Origin of the sequence: Pontibacter mucosus, assembly GCF_003054055.1 — a bacterium.
Classification (GTDB): domain Bacteria; phylum Bacteroidota; class Bacteroidia; order Cytophagales; family Hymenobacteraceae; genus Pontibacter; species Pontibacter mucosus.
Map to the genome: position 1 here is coordinate 78,116 of NZ_QBKI01000007.1, position 22,593 is coordinate 100,708.

The 22,593-nt window shown below is 53.9% G+C and carries 18 protein-coding genes; 14 read left to right on the forward strand and 4 right to left on the reverse strand.

The window, feature by feature from the left end:
• Window positions 1-80 precede the first annotated feature (80 nt).
• From C8N40_RS14380 to C8N40_RS14390, 3 genes are all read right to left on the reverse strand, one after another.
• Entirely contained in the window at window positions 81-1,079 is a 999-nt protein-coding gene (locus tag C8N40_RS14380; protein WP_108212472.1) for an FAD:protein FMN transferase, read from the reverse strand.
• 171 nt (window positions 1,080-1,250) lie between these two features.
• A complete protein-coding gene (locus C8N40_RS14385) occupies window positions 1,251-2,570 on the reverse strand; it encodes a Gfo/Idh/MocA family protein (RefSeq protein ID WP_108212473.1) in 1,320 nt (439 codons plus the stop codon).
• A 37-nt stretch (window positions 2,571-2,607) separates the two neighbouring features.
• Window positions 2,608-3,609 carry a formylglycine-generating enzyme family protein gene (locus C8N40_RS14390; protein WP_108212474.1) on the reverse strand — a complete coding sequence of 334 codons (1,002 nt, stop codon included), beginning with the start codon at window positions 3,607-3,609 and terminating at the stop codon, window positions 2,608-2,610.
• A 449-nt stretch (window positions 3,610-4,058) separates the two neighbouring features.
• On the opposite strand from C8N40_RS14390, the gene C8N40_RS23370 reads away from it, so the two are divergent.
• From C8N40_RS23370 to C8N40_RS23385, 4 genes are read left to right on the forward strand one after another with little or no spacing between them, the layout of a single operon-like run.
• On the forward strand, window positions 4,059-4,265 hold the full coding sequence (locus C8N40_RS23370; protein WP_342749976.1) for a transposase: 207 nt from the start codon (window positions 4,059-4,061) through the stop codon (window positions 4,263-4,265).
• On the forward strand, window positions 4,258-4,437 hold the full coding sequence (locus C8N40_RS23375; protein WP_342749977.1) for a hypothetical protein: 180 nt from the start codon (window positions 4,258-4,260) through the stop codon (window positions 4,435-4,437). The genes C8N40_RS23370 and C8N40_RS23375 overlap by 8 nt, the downstream gene beginning before the upstream one ends.
• Before the next feature lie 40 nt (window positions 4,438-4,477).
• The gene (locus C8N40_RS23380; RefSeq protein ID WP_342749978.1) at window positions 4,478-4,681 is read left to right on the forward strand and encodes a transposase; all 204 of its coding nucleotides are present in this window, start codon (window positions 4,478-4,480) and stop codon (window positions 4,679-4,681) included.
• Window positions 4,682-4,714: 33 nt separating this feature from the next.
• Window positions 4,715-4,999 (forward strand): transposase, encoded by a 285-nt coding sequence (locus C8N40_RS23385; RefSeq protein WP_342749979.1) that lies wholly within the window; start codon window positions 4,715-4,717, stop codon window positions 4,997-4,999.
• A gap of 124 nt (window positions 5,000-5,123) precedes the next feature.
• Here the strand turns inward: C8N40_RS23385 and C8N40_RS14400 are convergent, their stop codons facing one another.
• Complete coding sequence (locus C8N40_RS14400) at window positions 5,124-5,765, reverse strand: FadR/GntR family transcriptional regulator (protein WP_245905132.1); 642 nt, start codon at window positions 5,763-5,765, stop codon at window positions 5,124-5,126.
• Between the two features lie 233 nt (window positions 5,766-5,998).
• On the opposite strand from C8N40_RS14400, the gene C8N40_RS14405 reads away from it, so the two are divergent.
• From C8N40_RS14405 to C8N40_RS14450, 10 genes are all read left to right on the forward strand, one after another.
• Entirely contained in the window at window positions 5,999-9,304 is a 3,306-nt protein-coding gene (locus tag C8N40_RS14405; RefSeq protein WP_108212476.1) for a SusC/RagA family TonB-linked outer membrane protein, read from the forward strand.
• 21 nt (window positions 9,305-9,325) lie between these two features.
• Complete coding sequence (gene nanU, locus C8N40_RS14410) at window positions 9,326-10,858, forward strand: SusD family outer membrane lipoprotein NanU (protein ID WP_108212477.1); 1,533 nt, start codon at window positions 9,326-9,328, stop codon at window positions 10,856-10,858.
• Window positions 10,859-10,961: 103 nt separating this feature from the next.
• On the forward strand, window positions 10,962-11,141 hold the full coding sequence (locus C8N40_RS14415; RefSeq protein ID WP_108212478.1) for a hypothetical protein: 180 nt from the start codon (window positions 10,962-10,964) through the stop codon (window positions 11,139-11,141).
• 33 nt (window positions 11,142-11,174) lie between these two features.
• Window positions 11,175-12,422 carry a sialidase family protein gene (locus tag C8N40_RS14420; protein WP_108212479.1) on the forward strand — a complete coding sequence of 416 codons (1,248 nt, stop codon included), beginning with the start codon at window positions 11,175-11,177 and terminating at the stop codon, window positions 12,420-12,422.
• A 74-nt stretch (window positions 12,423-12,496) separates the two neighbouring features.
• A complete protein-coding gene (locus tag C8N40_RS14425; protein WP_108212480.1) occupies window positions 12,497-13,435 on the forward strand; it encodes a dihydrodipicolinate synthase family protein in 939 nt (312 codons plus the stop codon).
• 9 nt (window positions 13,436-13,444) lie between these two features.
• Window positions 13,445-16,126, forward strand: a complete 2,682-nt coding sequence (locus tag C8N40_RS14430) for a sodium:solute symporter family protein (RefSeq protein ID WP_108212481.1) — start codon at window positions 13,445-13,447, stop codon at window positions 16,124-16,126.
• Window positions 16,127-16,208: 82 nt separating this feature from the next.
• A complete protein-coding gene (locus C8N40_RS14435) occupies window positions 16,209-17,780 on the forward strand; it encodes a sialidase family protein (protein ID WP_108212482.1) in 1,572 nt (523 codons plus the stop codon).
• 61 nt (window positions 17,781-17,841) lie between these two features.
• Window positions 17,842-19,917, forward strand: a complete 2,076-nt coding sequence (locus C8N40_RS14440) for a GDSL-type esterase/lipase family protein (RefSeq protein WP_108212483.1) — start codon at window positions 17,842-17,844, stop codon at window positions 19,915-19,917.
• 13 nt (window positions 19,918-19,930) lie between these two features.
• Window positions 19,931-21,112, forward strand: a complete 1,182-nt coding sequence (locus C8N40_RS14445) for an AGE family epimerase/isomerase (RefSeq protein WP_108212484.1) — start codon at window positions 19,931-19,933, stop codon at window positions 21,110-21,112.
• Window positions 21,113-21,250: 138 nt separating this feature from the next.
• Window positions 21,251-22,417: a sialidase family protein gene (locus tag C8N40_RS14450; protein WP_108212485.1), complete on the forward strand. Its 1,167-nt coding sequence runs from the start codon at window positions 21,251-21,253 to the stop codon at window positions 22,415-22,417.
• Window positions 22,418-22,593: the final 176 nt, after the last annotated feature.

Genomic DNA, 22,593 nt, shown 5'->3' on the forward strand with positions numbered 1-22,593 from the left:
GCTGCTGAAAACTAATATGGTCAGGGTGATTCCGCTTAAACCACCCTGACCGTATTCGTTTTCTGTGTATCTGAGGAATGTTACTTCATAAGCTTCGTAAAGCCCGCGGTAGCGGTGTCGGCCACCGAGCCGTCTGTTTTACGGTATATGAAATAAGCCTCCAGCTTTTTGTGGCGGTTTACAAAGTCGAAGGCTTTCTTCAGGCCCATCCCCATCAGCGCATTGTCATAGGCATCGGCTGTCATGGCATCGCCGGCCAGCACCGTTACGCTGATCAGCTCGTTGTCTAAAGGATAACCGGTTTTGGGGTCTATCAGATGGGTGATTTTTCTAGAGCCGCTCTGGTAAAACTTTCTGTAATTGCCGGAGGAGGTGATAGCCCCTGTCTCCATTCTAACTATTTTCTGGATAGGATAGGGATCGTTAGGATTGTTAGCAGCCGGCCCCTCAATTCCGATGGACATCGGCTTTCCGTCAGGCTTACGACCCTTCACCCGTATCTCACCGCCCAGCTCTACCAGGTAATTTCTGATGCCTTTCTTCTCCAGGAAGTTTGCCAGCACATCTACGGTATAGCCCTGAGCAATGCCATCTACGTCTATGAGCACACAGGGAACGGCTTTCTGTAGATGGCCTTTTTGCAAGCGTATCTTATGGGCCCCGACACACTGCAGCAAAGCTTGTATAGCGGCTGAATCGGGTAGCCCGGAGGCAGGCGCTGCCCCAAAGCCCCAAGCCTGCACCAATGGCTGCACAGTGATATCAAAGGCGCCACCAGTCTTTTTAGAGACCTGCTGCGCCTTTTTAACCACCTTCTGGAGATGCCTGTCTGTCTGTAGCCCGGACGCAGAGCGGTTAAACTGGCTTATCAGCGAGTATGGCTTATAGATGGAAAGCGAACTGTCGATTTGCGCCAGTAGATAGGTTACCTGCTCCTTTGATATGCTGCTGTCTTTGGCGTAGTAGGTTATCTGGTATGTGGTTCCCTGGGCGAAGCCCCTGATGTGAAACGGTTTTAGCTCAGGTTGTTTGGTTAACGCAAGAAGTGGGATAAACAGGCACAGCAACAGAAATCGCATAGATATAACAATGGTACTGGAACACTAGCAGCAGGAAGGCCATAAATGCCTGTAACACTTCTCCTGCATGGGAAAATTGAAAGAGATTGCCCCATCACCAGTTCTATATGCTTGCCACGGCAGCCTTGGTATATGTAACAATCTCTTTATTGCCAACAAATTAGCAGTTTGTTAGATTACTTTTGTTTTGCCCGGTATGGCAATAGGGTAAAACCCGTTTGCATCTGGCAGAACCTTGGGCAAAGCATCCCAGGCTAAGGTTTCCGGCATCAGGTCTACGTTTGAGTTCAGGGCATCCTCCCACTTTATCTCCTGGCCGGAGTAGGTCGCGTAGCGGCCCAGCAGGGAAGTCATGGTGCTGAGGGCTGAGCGCTCTGCATCCGCAAACTTATACTGGCCCGCCGCTATCGCAGCGAAAAGCTCGTCGTGCTCGGCCTGGTATGGGTTAGGGTCGTTCTTGCCGGCGTGGTCGTAGAGCACGTTCCCCTTGTAATCCCACAACTTGCCGCTGTTGTTGGCAGAAAGGTACACCCTGCCCTTTGTGCCCTGAAAGCTCTCATCCACCCGGTTTCTAGTTCCTTCGTAATGGCGGCACTGGCTTTGGATCACCGTGCCATCAGCATATAGAAACTCCACCGTGTGGTTGTCGAAAATCTCGCCGTATTCCTTTCCTGTTCGCTGGAAGCGGCTTCCGGTGCCCTGTGCTGAAACCGGGTAGCTGTTCTTCACCCAGTTGGCGATGTCTATGTTGTGCACGTGCTGTTCGGTGATGTGGTCTCCGCACAGCCAGTTGAAGTAGTACCAGTTGCGCATCTGGTACTCCATCTCCGTCTGGTTGGCTTCCCGGGGGCGCACCCACACGCCGCCGCTGTTCCAGTAAACCTGCCCGGATACAATGTCGCCTATTGCGCCGTCCTCAATGCGCTTAATCGTTTCGCGGTAATTGTTCTGGTAGCGGCGCTGTAAGCCTACCACCACGTTCAGCTTCTTGTTTTTCGCTTCCTCGGCGGCGGCAAGTACTTTACGGATGCCCGGTGAGTCTGTGGCAACAGGCTTCTCCATAAACACATGCTTGTTCTGCTTCACGGCCTCCTCGAAATGCATGGGTCTGAATCCGGGAGGGGCAGCAAGCAATACCACATCGGCCGCGGCTATCGCCTGTTTATATCCCTCAAATCCTACAAACTTCCTGCTCTCCGGCACATTGACCTTTGATTTTCCATATTTGCCAAACAGGCTCTTGTAGCTCTGGTCCAGACGGTCACGGAATGCGTCGGCCATCGCAACCAGCTTTACATCATACTTTGTTTCTAAAGCCTGGAAGGCGGCTCCTGTACCTCTGCCGCCACACCCGATGAGGGCAATTTTGATGGTGCCCCTGCCTGCTGCATACGCGCCTACCAGAGGAAGGCTGCTCAACATAGCCCCGCCAGCCAGTATAGCCGACGCCTTGAGGAACTCTCTTCGCTTATTTGAGTCGAAATCTTTCATGCTGATTCTTTATAGGATTAAGGATGGAGAACAAAAATCAATAGTCGGGAGTAGGTTGCTGGTTGTAGTAGGCATCAATTTCAGCCTGAGATGGCGGGTTCACAGGGCGCACGAGGCGGAGGCCAACGAATGGTGCCTCAGGGAACCACCAGTTGCTCTTGGGTATCTGCGGGTCAATGCGCTTCCAGCTTGGGTCCGAACCCTCCCGGTTGGCCGAGCGCAGCGAGGCAGCCTCATCCTCAAAGGAGCCTCCTCTAATGACATGGGGGTAAAGTTTCTCGGGCTTGGCAACCGGGTTTGCGGTGGCTTTGCCTTTAAACTTTTTGTAGAAATCTGGAATATACTGGTCTATCGTCCATTCGGCTACGTTGCCGTGCATGTCAAACAGGCCCCAGGCGTTGGGCTTTTTGCTGCCTACCGGGTGCGTTGCCTTGTTGCTGTTGGCCTGGTACCACGCATATTCGTCAAGTGTAGATGGGTCGTCGCCGAAAGAATACGCTGTCTGGGAGCCTGCCCTGCAGGCATATTCCCATTCGGCTTCGGTAGGCAGCCGGTAGAAGACGCCGGTGCGGGCATATAGCCATTTGCAAAACTGGATGGCGTTATACTGCGTCATGCCTACGGCGGGATGATTTTCCTTCCCCATGCCAAAAGTCATGTCCAGGTACGGCTTGGTGGGGCGTGCTACGGCATCCACTTCAGCGCTGACAGCGCCGTTGCTCTGCGTGAGTTCATAATCCTTATATACAAACGGCTCAAAGATATCCCACGTCACTTCGTATTTGCCTATCCAGAAGGGGTCAATTTTTACCGGGTGCTGCGGCCCTTCGTCTGCTTCTCTTTCCTGCTCGCCGGCGGGACTTCCCATCATGAACTCGCCTCCGGGTATGGCCACCATATCAAACTTCAGGTTCGTTCCGGAAATTTCCTGCGTATAGGACTGCTTGCTGCTTTGCTGCGAGTGAGCGGGATGGAGGGCAAGGGTGAGGCATGTAAGCCCGGATAAGAGGATATGAAAGGGCAGTTTTGAGAGATTCATTCCAGCTATTTTTGTTTCTCTTAAGTATGATGAGGACAGTGCAGAACTCAGGCACTGTCCTGTGAAATCTAAAAATCTTATTTTTATGTGGCTGCTACGCAAGCTGCCAATTGTTTTGGAGTGTTTTATGTATGACTTAAACAAAGTAAAGAAGCCTTTACGACCACACATAATAAATACAAAAATGGCTTAACTAAGGCTTATTGTCAATTTTAGGATAAATTTTGAGATTAACAACAAATGGCGCTACTAATATAGGAGTTACGCATAGTTTTTAATGAACATTAGTTGCGCTTTCCGGAACAGCCTTCACTGTAGGGCGCAGACCTCCCCGATGGTATTGTCGTGGGGGCACCCAGGCGAATCTCTGACAGCCACCTAGGCTGTGTCTGCAAAATGGGATTTAGTTCAAGTTGCTGTGGTTGTGGTAATTGGAGGGGAAATAGCAGATGAGTCACGGCAGGTACGAGTTAAGTCAACGGCAGTGGGAGCTGATACAAGAGGAGCTGCCGCGGCCAGTAAGCAGGGAAGACGGCAAGGGCAGGCCCAGCCGGCCGGACCGGGAGCTGCTCAACGGCATGTTCTGGATCCTGTGCTCGGGCAGCCCCTGGCGGGATTTGCCCGACAGGTACGGGCCCCTGGCAGACGGTGTATGACAGGTTTCGGAAATGGCAGCAGCTAGGCGTGTTTGCGCGCATCCTCAAGAAGCTACGGCTGCGCCTGCAGCAGGACGGGTACCTGGACCTGAACACCTGGTTTGTAGACGCCACCGTCAACAGGGCGCACAAGGCCGCGGCGGGGGCTAAAAAAAAGAAGGCCAGGCCCTAGGCGGGTCCCGGGGCGGCTTCTCCACCAAGGTGCACCTTTCGTGCTGCGGCAGGGGCTTTCCCCTGCAGGTGCGCCTGACCGGCAGGCCGGCGAGGCCCCCCAGCTGCTCGGGCTCCTGGCGTTGGAGGAGAGAAAGCCCAAAGTGGTGGTGGCCGACAAAGGCTACGACAGCCGGCTTATCCGGAAGGCGCTGCGGGAGCAGCTGATACAGGCGCAGATACCGGAAAGAAGCCTGCCTGCGTGAAACAAGTGCAGAAGAAAGGGCAGACCACCTAAAGTGAGCAAAGAGCTGTACGGCCAAAGGAACATCATCGAAAGACTCTTTGGCAGGCTCAAGGAAATGAGGCGGTTTGCCTGCCGGTTCGCTAAACTCGCTGACTGCTACCTGGCTTTCGTTCAACTGGCCTTTATGCGTATCTGCCTCAAACCTTATTTTTCAGACACACCCAGTGCGATGTCGGTATTTCGTGTCGGGAATCAGAAATGCGGATGCAGCGGCAGGCTATCCTTGAGCAAGGTGCCTATGCGCATGGATTCTATTAATATAGTAGAGCCATTCTAATGGCTACTGTAGCTCCCTTAAATAGAGACACAAAAATGGGGCTATGATAAAGCCCCATTTGCATTAGTCATATTTGCTCCCACTAGGTGAGAAGTATAAACCACCAACCTGCAGGTATTAGGAATCATTTGCTTAAAATCCTGGCAAAGTGATTGTCGAGGTGGTTACGCATGCCGTTGCGCAGCATCTCAGCGGAGCCATGCTCGATGATGTCTACCAGGCCTTTATGCGAGACAAACTTACGTACGGGAACATTCATGTTTAACAGGCCACTGCGGTTCACGTAGTCAAAAACTGGCAGCAGCATGTTCTGAAACTTCTTTAAGGTGGTATTACCGGATATTTCATAGAGCTTGCCGTGGAAAGATATCTCGTGCTGCACCTGGAAAATCGTTGAATCAGAGAGATCTGGCTCGTTCGCTACGATTTCTTTCAGTTCCTCAATGTCTTCTTTGGTTACGCGCTCCATGATAAAGTCTGCCATGCCGATCTCCAGTACCAGGCGTAGCTCAAAAACCTCGCGAAGCGTTGCGTTATCGAGCACCTGAGGTATCAGACGCTTTTCGAGCATAGACAGAAGGTCAGGGTTGGTAATAACGGCACCCCGGTGTTTCTTAGACTCTATCAGGCCTATCATCCGCAGGCGCAGCAAAGCTTCTCTTATCACGGTGCGGCTGACGCCCAGGGTAGCGGCTAGTTCCATCTCCTTCGGGATAGCGTCTCCCACTTTGAGGTTCTGCTGCACCAGCAGCTCAAGTAAGTTCATTTCTACTTTATCTACCAGAGAGCTTGTGTCGATGGTACCTAATTTGTTAAAAGGAGACTCCATGCTTGTGCCTTATATGTCTAACTTAAGTTTGTTAATAGTCAATCTACAAAGTTACTGGAAGTAATGTAAAGTTGTTTTAAGAAAAAGTTACGTATTTTTTTTGGATTTAAGATAAAGTAAGCTATGTTTATTATGTCATACATAAACCATCAACCTTAACCTCTCACCTTATGAAACTTAAACCATTACTCAGGCTCTTCCTCTGGGGAGTATGTCTGCTCATGGCTCCCCAACTATTTGCCCAGGGGACGACAGTCAGCGGGCGGGTAATTTCTTCTGAAGATAAGCTGCCACTGATCGGGGTAAGCCTAAATGTAAAAGGTACAGACCGTGGCACCCAGACAGATGTAGAAGGGGCCTTTACCATTCGCGCGTCGGAGGGCGAGGTGCTCGTAATACGATATCTCGGTTTTGAGTCGCGCGAAGTAATTGTACAGAATAGTGCACAGGTACTGGAAATCGCGCTGTCGCCAGCCACTGCCAAGCTTGGCGAGGTGGTGGTAGTGGGCTATGGAACTCAAAGCCGCGAAACCCTAACCAATTCAGTGGCAAAGCTGGATCAGGAAGTACTGGCCAGTACGCCACGCGCCAACGTGGCCACTGCCTTACAGGGTACTGTTCCTGGGGTAAGGGTCGTAAACAGAACTGGGCAGCCTGGGGCGGCGCCATCTATTTTGCTACGCGGTGGGGCCTCCATTAATAGTCCTGGGGAGCCGCTGGTTATCGTGGATGGCGTGATCAGGTCACTCAATGATGTTCCTGCAGACAACATAGCTTCTGTAGAGATTCTGAAAGACGCCGCTTCAACAGCTATCTACGGTGCCAGGGCGAACAATGGGGTTATCCTGGTTACCACCAAGCAGGGAAAAGCCGGCACGGCGCAGGTGACCTATAAATATACCGGTGGCTATAATAAAAGAAGAGAGGGGTATAATTACCTGGGGGCCAGGGATTATATCTACTATACCAGGCTGGGTTACCTGAACGCGGGCAGAACCTTAGCGCAGGCTAATTCATCCAGAGGTCTTGGGCTGTTAACGAATCCTGCTGATCTGGCCACCTTTGATATTCGCAAACTGGATGCCGAAAACAGAAGCCTGCTATCGCAGGGCTGGGAAGTAATGGCAGACCCGTACAACCCCACTGGTGATTCCATCATCTTCCGCGATCATGGGGGGGAAGTGGAGGATATTGTGTTTCGGGACACCTATACAAAAGAGCATTATGTAAATGTAATGGGTGGCAATGATAGGGGTAAATACTTTGCCAGCTTTGACTATTACGACGAGGAAGGCGTGATCGTAGGCTCTGGCTACAAGCGGTATGCTTTCGACGTGAATGGCTCCTATAAAGTGAAGCCGAACGTGGAGGTGGGTACTGGCGTTACACTCTCGACCTCCTCTCAGATCGGCACCGTAGGCGGTGAGGTAAACACCCTCTACAGAACCCTGGCTATCTGGCCAACTTTCAACCCATGGTTAGATGAGGCAAAAACACTACCCAACCCGGGGAACGGTTCGAGCGACGGTAACCCACTGTATTGGCTGAATAAGCGCGAGGTTGATGACGAGGTGAACCGTATCGTGGCTAACGCCTCCGTGAAGTGGGACATTTTGCCGGGCTTATACTTTAGGGGAACCGGTAACGGCTACTTGTACGAGAACCTGTTCCTGTCCTTTCAGCGCGCAACCCAAACGTATGCCAATATATTCGCCGCTAACCCGACTAGTAATACCAGCAGGACCTCCACCAATAGTTTTGACAGGACCTTCCAACAGCAGTATAACGGCCTGTTAAACTATACCACCACATTTGGGGCAAGACACAATATGGACGCCATGGTTGGTGCCGAGTATTTCGGAACAAAGGCAACCTTTATGCGTGTGCAGGGGCGAGATGCCCCAACGGATGATATTCCTACGGCAAACGCTTCTACCACCTTTGCCCCTGGTAGTAATACCAGTTCCATTTCAGAGTACCGTATTGCCTCCGCCTTCGGAAGGCTGAGCTATGATTACGATCAGCGCTACCTGTTCACGGCGGTATTTCGCCAGGACGCGGTTTCCAGCTTAGCTGAAGAAAACAGAGTGGGCTTTTTTCCAGGCATGTCAGCAGGGTGGAATGTGCACAAAGAAGCATTCTTTCAGAACGCCGGATTGGATAAGTATATCTCTACCTTTAAGCCACGGATCAGCTACGGCGTGAATGGCAACGTGGCCGGCCTGGGTCGGTATGAGGTGCAGGGGGTATATGGACTTCAGACAAACTATAATGGCAAGGCGGGCTTCCTGAACACCGCCTTCACAAATCCTGGCCTTCGCTGGGAAAAGAGTAAGACTATGGACGTCGGCCTGGACATAGGCTTCCTGAACGACAGAATCTCTATCATAGCCGATTATTTTGACAGAAGAACCAGCGATCTGCTGACCAACCTGGATCTGCCAGGCTACATAGGCTACGGTACTTTTAGAACCAACCTGGGTACCTTTCAGAACAAAGGCTTTGAGCTGACGGCCAATGCCGTTGCCCTTAGCTCGCCGGATGGGCTGAACCTGACTTTTGGCGCTAATGCTTCCTTTGTGAAAAATAAGATTCTCAAACTGCCTTTCAACGGGAATGAAAACAACAGGCAGGGCGGCCTGCAGGTATATGACCCCGCCTCGGGAGAGGTGATATGGGTGGGCGGCCTGCAAGAAGGCGGCACTCTGGGTGAAATCTATGGCTTCAAGCAGGTATCTATCTTTAAAGATGAGGCCGAAATAGAAAGGGTCGCTAACAACAGATATGACGCGATCGCCAAGATCACCGGGCCGGGCCTTCCTGAGGGTGTGGACGGACGCATCACCCCGGGCGACGTGAACTGGCTGGATGTGGACCGCAACGACACCATTGACACCAGAGACCAGGTGTACCTGGGCAACACTACCCCAAAATGGACTGGTGGTTTCTCCGCAAACTTATCCTATAAAGGCTTCTCGCTGTACAGCCGCTTCGAGTTTGCATTGGGGCATACTATCTACAATGACTTGGTGGCCAGAACGCTGGGTAACTACCAGGGAACCTTTAACTACATCGACCTGATAAAAGACGCCTGGTCGCCCACTAACACCGAGACTGACATCCCGAAGGTATACTTTGCCGATCAGGTGCGGGGCTCCAAGCAGAACTATACCAGAGCCAATAACGCTAATGGTACATTGAATGGTAATAACTCCCGCTTCTACGAGAAAGGCGACTACTTGGCCCTACGTGAGATCACGCTTTCGTATGATGTGCCGAGCGGATTAGTCTCCAAGACAAGGGTGCTGTCGCAGGCCAGGATTTACACCACTTTCGGCAATCTGTTTTATATCACTGAATTCACTGGCCCGACCCCGGAGCCACCGGTTGATTCAAGCGGTAGGATAACAGGTGTGTACGTGGGAACCTATCCTACGCCAAGGTCCGCTGTTTTGGGTGTTCAGGTTACGTTTTAAGGCTAGTAAACTGCTTAGATCATGAAAAAGAGTATCATATATTTTATTTCGCTCATCGGGACAGTAACGATGCTGGCAAGCTCCTGCTCTGATAAGCTGGATGTTGCACCGGTAAGCTCCATCAGTGACGCCAATTACTGGAAAACACCTGACCAGGTGGATGCTTTTGTGACAGGTGTTCATGCCAGGTTCCGAGGGCATAACGCAAACTTCCGGACATTGGGAGAGTTACGAGCGGACATATTTGGGCAGGATCCCGGTTCCAGCGCTTCCTTTACAGGTGCGGCCTCCCAAGGACTGGAGCGCCTTTGGCTGCAGGCCTTAGACCCTAATGATGCTGGTGTCAGTGGGTTCGGAGGGTTTTACTCCAACATCGCCCAGATTAATTTGCTCATCAGTAAACTCAACACCATTGATGTGGTGGCGCCTGCCACAAAGGATTACTACCTGGGCATTGCTTATGGGATGCGGGCCTTCTATTACTTTCAGATGTACAGAACCTGGGGTGATGTCGTGATACAGACAGAGCCTATCTCTACGATTGACGTGGCCAACCTGGCGAAGCCTGCCTCCAGTCAGGAAGAGGTGATGAAACTGATCAAGGCTGATATTGATAGCTCCAATGTTAATTTCGGAGAAAACTACACCTTCAGGGAAGGCAAGTCCTTATGGTCAAAATCAGCCACCCAGATGCTGAAGGCGGAGGTCTATCTGTGGACGGGCCACAGAGGCAGCGGAGCGGCAGACGCCCAGGTGGCGAAGAATGCCTTAACCGATATTCAGGCCAATGCGCCTGGGTTAAGCTTGCTTTCCAGCTTTTCGGATGTTTTCGCGGCCAATAGCAAAGGGAATGCAGAAATTATCTTCGCTAGTCGCTACCTGTTAAACGAGGCGACCCAGGGGATAGGCTCTTTTTTGCCAGCGACGGCGAGCCTTGCAAACTTCTACGACTCCTTGGAAAACCGGCAGTTTTCCGTTGCGGTGGATAACTGGGGGGGAGTGTTGCGCGTGCCTGTCAAGGTTTCCACCTTCAGGGCCTTTGACGACAAGGACAGCCGGAAGTGGACCACCATTCAGCCGGCCTACTCGAAAGTTGGGGGTAACTATGTCATCGCCGGGGCATTTGTGAAGAAGTTCCAGGGAGAACAGAACGCCGGCACGCGTCAGTACACCAATGATTTTCCTATCTACCGTTATGCGGATCTTCTATTGTTGCTGGCAGAAGCCAAACTGATCCTGGGCGAAGACCCTGCTGCTGAGATAAATGCAGTCCGCCAGCGAGCCTATGGCACTAACTACGATGCTGCGGTGCACGGTTATCCTAACCAGCCGGTTGATGCCAATCCACAGGAGGCTATTTTGAGGGAGCGCTTCTTCGAGTTCATATTTGAAGGGAAGCGTTGGTACGACCTGCGCAGAATGGGTGACAGCTTCGTTTATGCGCATACGACCCTCTCGCCGGAGGAGTCCTACAAGTTGCTTTGGCCTATCGACAGGGGATCTCTGACAGATAACAGAGCCCTGAAGCAGAATCCAGGATATCCTGAGTTCTAAACCAATCCAAGGGCGGTGGCGCAGGCCTTCCCTTATTTGTCAGGTGCAAGCCGAGTAGGCATGTCTGAGAGCATGATAGAAAAACAGCTGCCAGGAAGACAACATGCGTGCCATTCTGGAGGAGGGCCGGCGCTGGTGGTCGATCCGCAGAGCCGGAAACGAGTGGGTGTTTGCCTACGTGGACCAGGTATACCTGGCCCCGGGACAGGAGTACAAACTGCTGCCTATCTCGGTGGGCATGCTCAACTCCGACCCTAAACTGACACAGACGCCGGGGTATTAAAGCTTTGTTAAACTATAACCATATCGCGCATAGATGAAAGTAGCAATGAAAAGCATCCGCAGCTTGTCGTATTACCCCTTGCTCATAGGCCTTGTATGGTTGTTTGCATGTCAGTCGAAAGACCACATGGAAGTGCAGCCTATCAATAAGATAGAAGCCAGCAGGCTGGGGCCTTTTGTGGATACGGCAAATATAGCCAGGACTGTGCTCTTTGGTAATGACATTGAAGGGGTTAACTTCGTGCGTATTCCCGGGTTAGCTAAAACTAAGAAGGGAACCTTGATTGCTGTATGCGACGCAAGGGTAGAGACCAACAATGATTTGCCCAACAATATCGATTGCATCATTCGCCGCAGTAGTGATGATGGGAGAACATGGGGTGAGGTTCAGACAGTGTTGAATATGCCTGGAGAGGAAGGTGTAAGCGACCCTTCGATATTGGTAGACCAAGTAACCGGAACTATCTGGATATTCTTAAACTACAGCAAGGCAGGAGTTGGAGTCGGTACCTCCCAGCCTGGATATGGTGATGATACCATTCATATCTTGGCAGTAAGGAGTGATGATGATGGCCTGACCTGGTCTGAGCCAGTGGACATAACTCGGTCGGTAAAGGCTGAAGACTGGCGCTATGTTATCTCTTCTCCTGGCCATGGCATACAGTTGAAAGATGGTACACTTCTGCAAACAGGCTATTACGCTGTCCCGAATACGATCAGCAGGAACCCACGTGCCTTTGCTTTCTATAGCAAAGACCATGGCCGTACTTGGCAGAGAACAAAGCCTGTGGCACAGCGTGTAACAGAAGGAATGGCCGTACAATTGGAAGATGGACGTATCCTGATGAACATGCGCGGCCAAGTAAATGCAAGGGCTTTGTCCTACAGCAGCGACCTGGCAGGAGCCTGGAGTGCACTGGAGTATGACCAGACATTGGTTGAACCTGGCTGTCAAGCCAGCATTATCAAACTGCAGCATGGACCTGCAAAGGGCAAGGATTGGCTGGTTTTCGGGAATCCTGCCGCCACCACCCGTTCAAACTATACACTAAGGCTGAGTCTGGATGGGGGCAAATCATGGGTAAACTCCCTGCCTCTGTGGTCTCAGGGTGCTGGTTATTCTGATATAGTTGAGCTTAGTAATGGTGACCTAGGTGTACTTTATGAAAAATGGGGCGGCAGAGGATCGAAAGCAGTTCTTGAGTTTGCACGTGTACCAAAGCAGTTACTAATCGGTAAAAGCTTTCTGCCGGGCTCTGCTGCATCTCCCATAAATGACTAATATCGAAAGGTATTGTCTGGTACACTTTTCCTGTAGGATGGGGAGAATATACATTTACATACACATAAATTAGAATGATAAAACACTTACAGGGGCTCATCGCGGCTCCGTTTACGCCCATGCACGCTGATGGCAGCCTGAACCTGGCGCTGATCCCATCCTACTATAGCCTGCTGAAAACAAATGGGAATACAGGGGCCTTTATCTGCGGATCCACCGGGGAGGGCGTGTCGCTGACACTGGAGGAGAAGAAGCAGGTAGCCGAGGCCTGGGCCGAGGCTACCAAAGGCGACGATGACTTTAAGGTGATCACGCTGGTGGGCGGCACCTGCCTGCAGGATGCCATCGACCTGTCGCGGCACGCGCAGCGTATCGGCCTGTACGCCGTGTCGTTTACGGCCCCTTCCTACTTTAAGCCCGCCTCGGTGCAGGTGCTGGCCGAGTGCTGCAAAGCGGTGGCTGATGCTGTGCCGCAGATGGCCTTCTATTACTACCACATTCCGGTGCTGACGGGGGTGGGTTTCCAGATGATAGACCTGCTCAGAGAGGTGGAGGGAAGCATCCCTAACTTTGCGGGCATCAAGTATACGCACGAGGATTTCATGGATTTCCTGTCCTGCCTGCGCTTCAGCAACGGCAAGTACGACATGCTGTGGGGCCGCGACGAGAACCTGCTGTCTGCCCTGGTACTGGGGGCCAAGGGCGGTGTGGGCAGCACCTACAACTATGCCGCCCCGCTCTACACCAGCTTGATAGAAGCCTTTGAGCAGGGCGACCTGGAGAAGGCCCAAGGCCTGCAGCAGCAGTCCATCGATATGATCCGCCTGCTGGGCAAGTATGGCGGCATTGCCACCGGAAAAGCCTACATGAAACTGATCGGCCTCGACTGCGGCGCGTTCCGTCTGCCAGTCCGCAACATGGGTACAGCGCAGTTCCAGTCTTTTAAAGAGGATGTGGCCGCACTGGGTTTTGACGAATACTGCTCCCGCGCACCTGAAACGAAATTTGCCTAACACAGTCTGATGAAAAGTATCCTGCCAACACTTCTTTTTCTACTCGCCTTTACCGTGGGCCGGGCAGAACAGCAAAAGCCTAATAACCTGGAGTGGTCTGTTGCTGCCACACTTCCTGCCTCTCCCGGGCAGGCAGTGCAGCCGGGCCTGGCCGGTCCGGTGGGGGGCGTGCACAACAACGCGCTGCTGCTGGGCGGTGGGGCCAACTTCCCGGAGGGCATGCCCTGGGAGGGAGGAAAGAAAAAGTATTGGCAGGATATTTTCGTCTTGCTGAAGGACGGGCAAGGCAAGTATAGCTGGCACGACAAAACCTTTCAGCTGCCGCAGCCGCTGGCCTACAGCGCCAACGTGGCCACCCCACAGGGTGTGGTAAGTATAGGCGGGGAGAATGAGCAGGGCATCCAGAACACGGTACTGCTGTTGCAGTGGAACCCCGCCTCCAAAGATGTGAAGGTGGAGGCGCTGCCGGCACTGCCGCTGCCCCTCACCAATGCTGCCGCAGCCGTCATCGGCAACCAGGTTTACGTGGCAGGCGGCGAAACCACGGGCAAGGCCAGCAACGGCTTTTACCGCTTAAACTTATCCTCACTTTCCAAAGGCTGGGATCAACTGCCGGAGCTGCCAAAAGCACTGTCGCATGCGGTGGCGGTGGTGCAGTCCAACGGCGAGTACCCGGCTTTATACCTGATTGGCGGCAGGGCCAGAACCGAGTCCGGCGTGAGCGAACTCTATGGCTCTACTTTCCGCTACGATCCGAAAAAGAACAACTGGAAACAACTTAGCAACATCTCCGACGGCAAGGGCAACGAAACAACGCTCTCTGCCGCTACCGGCGTTATCACCGGGGCCAACTACATCCTTGTCTTCGGGGGCGACAAAGGCAATGTCTTCACACAGATAGAGCAGCACAACGCCGCCATCGCCCGCACCACCGACGAGGCCGAGAAGGCAAGGCTGGAGGCTTCGCGCCTGGCCCTTCAGACCCAGCACGAGGGCTTCAGCAAAGACATTTACCTCTACAACACTGTTACCGACGCCTGGACTAAGTCCAGCGAGCTGCCTTATGCGCCCGTTACCACCTTTGCCACCCGCTGGGACAACGACATCCTGATCCCTTCCGGCGAAATCAGGCCGGGGGTGCGCACGCCGGAGGTGCTCAAAGGCAATCTCGCGCCACAGCATTACTTCGCCTGGCTCGACTACGTGGTCGTGGTGTTATACTTGCTGCTGATGGTGGGCATTGGCATGTGGACCTCCCGCAACCAAAGCACCACTGACGACTACTTCCGCGGCGGGCAGCGCATACCGGGCTGGGCCGCTGGCCTGAGCATCTACGGCACACAACTCAGCGCCATCACCTTCATGTCCATCCCGGCCAAGACATACGCCACGAACTGGAACTACTTTATACTTCAGATGACCATTATCCTGGTCATTCCGGTTATTACCACCTACTTCATTCCGTTTTACCGCAAGTTGCAGATAACCTCGGCTTACGAGTACCTGGAGAAGCGCTTTAACTACGTGGCGCGCGCCCTGGCCTCGTTGCTCTACATCATGCTGCAGCTCGGTCGCCTGGCCATCGTGCTCCTGCTGCCGAGCCTGGCGCTTACCCTGGTGACAGGCATTAACGTGAACCTGTGCATCCTGCTGATGGGCATAATTACAATCTTTTATACCATGAAGGGCGGCATTGAGGCCGTGGTATGGACGGACGTGGCGCAGGTGGTTATACTTTTAGGTGGCGCCCTGGTGTGCCTGGTGATGATCCCATTCCAGTTGGAGGCCGATGCCAGCACGATCTGGCAAACTATCCAGCAAAACGAGAAGCTCAATATTATCGACCTCACTTTCAGCTTTAATGAGCCCACGCTGTGGGTGGTAGTGCTGGGTGGCCTGGCTATCAACGTGATCTCCTATGGTACTGACCAATCGGTGGTGCAGAAATACCTGACCACAAAAAACGAGGCGGAGTCGAAGAAAAGTATGCGTTTGGGTGCCTGGATGGCGCTGCCTTCGGCTATCATCTTCTTCTCGATCGGAACCATGCTGTACCTGTTCTTCCGGGAGCACCCGGAGAAGGTGAACTACCAGCTGCAAAGCCAGGACGCTATCTTCCCATGGTATATCGTAACGGAGCTTCCGGCGGGCATCACCGGCCTATTGATTGCCGCCATATTCGCAGCGGCCATGTCTACCCTGAGCAGCAGCATGAACTCGGTGACCACGGCCATCATCACCGACTTTTACAGGCGTTTTGTGCCGACCAAGTCAGACAAGAGCTACCTGAGCACCGCCAAGTACATCACCCTGACGATAGGCGTGGTGGGCACCTCGCTGGCGCTGGTGATGGCACAATGGGGCATCTCCTCGCTCTGGGACCAGTTTAACACTATACTTGGCCTGTTCACCGGCGGCCTGGGCGGCTTGTTCGTGCTGGGTATTTTCACCAAGCGCGCCAACGCCAAAGGGGCCATCACAGGGCTTCTGCTAAGCGGGCTGGTGCAGTTTTATATCAGCCAGTACACCAACATCAACCTGCTGCTCTATGCCTTCACCGGGTTGGCATCCTGCGTGACGTTCGGGTACCTGTTCAGCCTGCTTTTCGGCGGCCAGGAGCGCGAGCACGAGGGCCTGACGATCTATGAGAGCGAGGCGCAGCGCAGCAAGGTGAGGGAGAAGGTGATGTAAGTATAAATCATAGTCTTTTAAAGTATAAACACAAGTATAAAGCGGCGCTGAAAGTCGCAGCAAGTATAAAACACAAAGTATAATGACTAGAGCCAAAGGTATCCTGTGCTGCCTGTTGCTGGTGCTTTTCTGTAGCGTGAGCTGCACCAGAAGCGTAAACAAATCGGTTCCCGCAGTGAGCGGGATAAGTATAACGAGTACTGCCCCGGCCGTGCCTGTGCTGCGGGGCACGGAGCATAACCCGGTGGTGCGCGTAACGATGTACGTGCCGGCGGGCGGCGAAAGTATAAATTTCCAAAGTATAAAAGGCCGGCTCAACAGCACAGCCCTGCAGGATGTGGAGAAACTGGATGTATACTTTACAGGCTCTGAGGCGCTGTTCAAAACCGATAACCTGGTAAAGTCTATCCGGCCGACGACAGAGGAGTTTGAGGTGCCGCTGCGCATTCAGGCCAAGCCGGGCAAGCACTACATCTGGTTCAGCGTCACCCTGAAGGAGACGGCCAACATCGACAACAAAGTGGCGTTGCACGCTACCCAACTGACAGACGCGGCTGGCAAAGTATACCCTGTAGCAGAGGATGGCACGGAGCATACCAAACGCATGGGCATTGCCCTGCGCAAGGCCGGCGAGGACGGCTCGCACACCTACCGCATCCCGGGCATCGCCACCACCGACAAAGGCACCCTGATTGCCGTGTACGACATCCGCTACGACAACGCCCGCGACCTGCCGGCCAACATCGACGTGGGCATGAGCCGCAGCACCGACGGCGGCAAAACCTGGGAGCCGATGAAGATCATCATGGACATGGGCGAGCCGCACGAAAACAACGGCATCGGCGACCCATCCATCCTTTTTGACCCCGCCACCGGCAAAATCTGGGTGGCGGCGCTGTGGAGCAAGGGCAACCGTTCCATTGCCGGTTCCGGCCCCGGCCTCTCGCCGGACGAGACAGGGCAGTTTGTGCTGGTGAGCAGCGACGACGACGGTAAAACCTGGTCGGAGCCGTACAGCATCACCGAGCAGATCAAGAACCCCGACTGGCGCATCTACTTCAACGGTCCCGGCAACGGCATCGTGATGCAGAACGGCACACTGGTGTTCCCGTCGCAGTACTGGGATGAGAACAAGATGCCGCACTCTTCGGTCATCTACAGCCAGGATAACGGCAAAACCTGGAAGAGCGGCATCGGCGCAAAGGCCAACACCACCGAGAGCCAGGTAGTAGAAACTACACCCGGCACCCTGATGCTGAACATGCGCGACAACCGCGGCCGCTTCCGCTCCGTGGCCACCACCACCGACCTGGGCCAGACCTGGGTAGAGCACCATACGTCCTACAGCGCCCTGCCGGATCCGGTGTGCATGGCCGGTTTCATCAAAGCCGACGTGAGCACGAAGAATGGGAAAGAGGAAGTTCTTTTCTTCAGCAATGCCGCCACGTCCTACGGCCGCTATGACATCACGCTCAAAGCCAGCACCGACCTGGGCGAGACCTGGCCCGCGGCCAACGCCCTGCTGGTAGACGAGCGCGGCACGTACGGCTACTCGGCCCTCACCAAAATCGACGACAACACCATCGGCCTGCTCTACGAGGGTGTGCGCGAGTTATACTTTGTGCGCATTCCGGTAAGTGAAGTGCTAAACTAGAAAACGGCGATACACCTGCCCGGCTATACTTTCGGGCAGGTGTATTGTATTCATATCTGCCATGACGCGTTTCCTACTACTTTTTATCGCTTTTATACTTGCTATACCCGGGTATTCGCAGCAAGCCACGGCCCGGCTGAAAGTAGCCTGTATTGGCAACTCCGTAACCTACGGCTACGGAATCGAAGACAGAGAGCAAAAGGCTTATCCGGCGCAGCTCCAGCATTTGCTCGGGCCAAAGTATGAAGTAGGTAATTTCGGGTTGAGCGGGGCTACGCTGCTGCGGAAGGGCCACCGGCCCTATACCCAAACCCAGCAGTACCAGGATGCCCTTGCCTTTGAGCCTGACATTGCCGTTATCCACCTGGGCCTCAACGATACCGATCCGCGCAACTGGCCCAACTACCGCGATGAGTTTGCCGCAGACTACTACCACCTGATAGACACGCTGCGGGCCGTGAACCCGGAAGTACGCATCCTTATCTCCCGGCTCACGCCCATCTTCTCGGGGCACCCGCGCTTTGCGTCCGGCACCCGTGACTGGTACTGGCAAATTCAGGAGCTGATACCTGTCATCGCTGAAAACAGAAACGTGGAGCTGATGGACCTGCACACCCCGCTCTACAGCCGCCCTGACCTGTTTCCGGACGAGCTGCATCCCACTGCCGAGGGTGCGGGCATTATAGCGAAAACCGTGTTCGGGCACCTGACAGGCAAGTATGGCGGCTTAAGGTTGGCGCCCGCTTTCTCCGACCACATGGTGCTTCAGCAGCAAATGCCGGTTCCGGTGCAGGGCATTGCCGATGCCGGGCAGGAGGTAACCGTGCGGTTTAACGGAACGGAGGTAAAGACCAACCCCGGCCCTGACGGGAAATGGAAAGTCATACTTCCGCCTCAGAAAGCAGGAGGGCCGTTTCAACTGCAGGTTTCTACTCAGGATAAAAGTATAAGTATAAACGATGTGCTGGTGGGGGAGGTATGGCTGAGCTCCGGGCAGTCGAACATGGCTTTTCCGCTGGCAGCGGCCCAGGGTGGGAAAGAGGAGCTGCGGCAAGCGCAGCAGCTTTCAAACGTTCGCCTGTTAAACCTGAAGCCGCTTGCCGAAACGGGTAATTTCGCCTGGGACTCGCTCACGCTGCACCAGGTAAACCAACTGGCCTACTTCTCGGGCTCCTGGCAGCGGGCCGACTCAGCGACGGCAAGGGATTTCTCGGCGGTGGCCTATTACTTTGGCAAGCAATTGCAGGAGGAGCTAAACGTGCCTATCGGACTGATACAGGTAGCTGTGGGCGGCTCTACCACCGAGTCGTGGATTGACCGCTATACGCTGGAGCACCACCCGCAGCTGGTGCACATGCTGCATAACTGGCGCAAGTCGGATTTTGTGATGGGCTGGGCCCGGGAACGAGCCGGCGTAAACGTGCAAGCCGCAAAAGCAGTAAAGCAGCGCCATCCCTACGAACCGGCTTATAACTACGAGGCAGGCATTGCCCCGCTCATCGGTTTTCCTATTAAAGGCGTGATATGGTACCAAGGCGAGAGCAACGCCCACAACATCGAGCTACATGAAGAACTGTTTAAGACACTGGTGAACAGCTGGCGCGAGAAATGGGGCTATGATTTCCCCTTCTACTACACGCAGCTCTCCAGCATCAACCGCCCCAGCTGGCCGCACTTCCGCGACAGCCAGCGCCGCCTGTTCTCGCAGGTAGACAACACCGGCATGGCCGTCACAAGCGATGTTGGCGATGCGCAGGACGTGCACCCGACGCAGAAGAAGCAGGTAGGGGAGCGGCTGGCGGCCTGGGCCCTGGCTAAAACCTACGGCAAGCGCTTACCCTACAGTGGTCCGCTGTTCAAGGAGGCGCAGTTCTCGGGCAACCAGGCTGTCTGTACGTTTGAGCACGGCAAGGGACTGCAGGCTAGCGACGGCGCGACCCTCCGCGGCTTTGAGGTAGCGGGCAGCGACAGGATATTCAGAGCGGCCAAGGCCGAGGTGCGGGGTAACAAAGTATGGGTGTCTTCGGAGGAAGTGCCTGCGCCGAAGTACGTGCGCTACGCCTGGGAGCCTTACACGACGGCCAACCTTGTTAATAAAGCGGGCCTGCCAGCCTCTACGTTCACCTCAACCAAGTAAAAAATCTCCCGATATGGAAGCCAATCATACAAAAGACCTGAACTACTACAAAGATTTCTACAAAAGCCAGCTTCTGAACGACACCGTACCGTTCTGGTTCCCGCGCTCTATCGATGAGGAACATGGTGGTTACCTCCTCATGCGCGATGCGGATGGCAGCCTGCTGGACGATGACAAGGCCGTCTGGATACAGGGCCGCGCCGCCTGGCTACTGGCGACGCTGTATAACACCGTAGAGCAAAGGCCGGAGTGGCTCGTAGGCGCCAAGAAAGGCATCGACTTTCTGCGCCAGCACTGCTTCGATACCGACGGACGCATGTTTTTCCACGTGACACGTGATGGTAAGCCTATCCGCAAGCGTCGCTACTTCTTCTCCGAGACTTTTGCCGTGATTGCCTTTGCCGCCTACGCCAAAGCCAGCGGCGATGAGGAGATTGCCCGGGAAGCCCGTGAGTTGTTTGGCAAGTGCCTGGAGTATGCTACCACGCCAGGTTTGCTGCCAGCCAAGTATACCGATACGCGCCCATCTAAGGGTATTGGCGTGCCGATGATCCTGATGAACACGGCCCAGCAGCTGCGTGACACTATCGGCGACGAGCGCTGCGACGAGTGGATCTCCAAGTGGATTGCTGAAATTGAACGCGACTTTGTAAAAGACGACATCCGTTGCGTGATGGAGCAGGTGGCCCCTGACGGTAGCATCATCGACCACATCGACGGCAGAACCCTGAACCCGGGCCACGCGATTGAAGGCGCCTGGTTTATACTGTATGAGGCCCGCTACCGCAACAACGACCCGCAGCTGATTGACCTCGGTTGCCGCATGCTCGACTACATGTGGGAGCGGGGCTGGGACAAAGAGCACGGCGGGATTTTATACTTCCGCGACGTGTACGGCAAGCCCGTGCAGGAGTACTGGCACGACATGAAGTTCTGGTGGCCGCAAAACGAGACCATTATTGCCACGCTGCTGGCCTACCTGATGACGGGAAACCAGAAGTATGCCGACTGGCACCAGCAAATCCACGACTACGCCTACAGCCACTTCCACGACAAGGAACACGGCGAATGGTTCGGTTACCTGCACCGCGACGGCAGCCTGTCCAACGGCTCCAAAGGCAACCTCTTCAAAGGCCCCTTCCACCTGCCGCGCCAGGAATGGTACTGCTGGCAAGCCCTGGAAGCCTTTCTATAAATTTTGAATGAGTGCTTGAGTGAATGTGTGAATGATCATCTCAGACCACTCAACTTTCTAACCTTCTAACTTTCTAACTCCAGCGCCGCAAGGTGTTGCGGCGCTACAACTCTTAAACTCTTTAACTCTATAACTATAATGTTTAGATTACTACTTACCGTCTCCTTTCTTTTTACCGCACTTTTCGCGCAAGCCCAAACCACCGACGTGCCGGTGTTTGTCTCCGGCCAGGAGGGGCATAAATCCTACCGAATTCCGGCTATCATTGACCTGCCAAACGGCGACATACTGGCCTTTGCAGAGGGCAGGGTGCATGGCGCAGCCGACTTTGGCGATGTGAACATCGTGCTGAAACGCAGCTCAGACAAGGGCAAAACCTGGTCGGCACTGCAGACGGTGGTGGATTACGACACCCTGCAGGCAGGCAACATGGCTCCCGTGGTCGACCTGACCGACCCAAAGTATCCAAAGGGCCGCATTTTCCTGTTCTATAACACGGGCAATGCCCATGAGTATGAAGTACGAAGCGCCAAAGGCTACCGCGAAGTATGGTACATCACCTCCACCGACAACGGGCATACCTGGTCGGAGCCGGTGAACATCACCACGCAGGTGCACCGCCCCAACATGCCTTCGGCCAACCGGGCTTATACTTTTAAGGAAGACTGGCGATCATACGCCAACACGCCCGGCCATGCCATTCAGATTGCCAATGGCAAGTATAAAGGTCGTATCTATGTGGCTGCCAACCACTCAGCCGGCGCGCCTCAGCACAACTTCGAGGATTATGCTGCCCACGGCTTCTATACCGACGACCACGGTCAAACTTTCAAGCTAAGTGAGGTAGTACCCGAAACGGGCAGCAACGAGGCCATGGCTGTGGAGCTGACCAAAGACAAACTGATGATGAACATCCGCAACCAGCAGGGTGATGTGCGCGCCCGTATTGTGAGCATAAGCAGCGACGGCGGTGCCACCTGGGACACGACTTACTTCGATAAGCAACTGCCCGACCCGGTAAACCAGGGAAGTATACTTAACCTTGGCAAAAAGAAGGGGAAAGCCATACTTGCTTTCTGTAACGCCGCCGACCCGCAGCGCCGCGATAACCTGACCCTGCGCATCAGCTACGACGAGGGCAAAACCTGGCCCGAGCAGCATGTTATCGCCAAAAGCCCAAACAACGAGCGCGACCACGCCGCCTACTCTGACCTGGTAAGGATAGGGAAGAAAGATATCGGCGTGCTGTACGAGAAGCACGGCTATGAGCGGATTGTGTTTACCGTAGTGAAATGGAAAAAATAGCAGTGCAGCAGGCGTACTCCCTTAGGAAGTGAGCGCATGTATATATATAAATTTGCGTTTACGAAAACATTACGTATTTTTCCTCTCCTATAAGGCTTACGCCTTAACTGGGTGGCGCTTTGCAGCGCCACCCAGTTGCTGTTTCCTTATTCAACATTCTCTTTATTCCCTCCATG

Coding starts and splice junctions, on each gene's coding strand:
- C8N40_RS14380 (WP_108212472.1), bottom strand. CDS start 1,079: ATGCGATTTCTGTTGCTGTGCCTGTTTATCCCACTTCTTGCGTTAACC.
- C8N40_RS14385 (WP_108212473.1), bottom strand. CDS start 2,570: ATGAAAGATTTCGACTCAAATAAGCGAAGAGAGTTCCTCAAGGCGTCG.
- C8N40_RS14390 (WP_108212474.1), bottom strand. CDS start 3,609: ATGAATCTCTCAAAACTGCCCTTTCATATCCTCTTATCCGGGCTTACA.
- C8N40_RS23370 (WP_342749976.1), top strand. CDS start 4,059: ATGAGTCACGGCAGGTACGAGTTAAGTCAACGGCAGTGGGAGCTGATA.
- C8N40_RS14400 (WP_245905132.1), bottom strand. CDS start 5,765: ATGAACTTACTTGAGCTGCTGGTGCAGCAGAACCTCAAAGTGGGAGAC.
- C8N40_RS14405 (WP_108212476.1), top strand. CDS start 5,999: ATGAAACTTAAACCATTACTCAGGCTCTTCCTCTGGGGAGTATGTCTG.
- nanU (WP_108212477.1), top strand. CDS start 9,326: ATGAAAAAGAGTATCATATATTTTATTTCGCTCATCGGGACAGTAACG.
- C8N40_RS14415 (WP_108212478.1), top strand. CDS start 10,962: ATGCGTGCCATTCTGGAGGAGGGCCGGCGCTGGTGGTCGATCCGCAGA.
- C8N40_RS14420 (WP_108212479.1), top strand. CDS start 11,175: ATGAAAGTAGCAATGAAAAGCATCCGCAGCTTGTCGTATTACCCCTTG.
- C8N40_RS14425 (WP_108212480.1), top strand. CDS start 12,497: ATGATAAAACACTTACAGGGGCTCATCGCGGCTCCGTTTACGCCCATG.
- C8N40_RS14430 (WP_108212481.1), top strand. CDS start 13,445: ATGAAAAGTATCCTGCCAACACTTCTTTTTCTACTCGCCTTTACCGTG.
- C8N40_RS14435 (WP_108212482.1), top strand. CDS start 16,209: ATGACTAGAGCCAAAGGTATCCTGTGCTGCCTGTTGCTGGTGCTTTTC.
- C8N40_RS14440 (WP_108212483.1), top strand. CDS start 17,842: ATGACGCGTTTCCTACTACTTTTTATCGCTTTTATACTTGCTATACCC.
- C8N40_RS14445 (WP_108212484.1), top strand. CDS start 19,931: ATGGAAGCCAATCATACAAAAGACCTGAACTACTACAAAGATTTCTAC.
- C8N40_RS14450 (WP_108212485.1), top strand. CDS start 21,251: ATGTTTAGATTACTACTTACCGTCTCCTTTCTTTTTACCGCACTTTTC.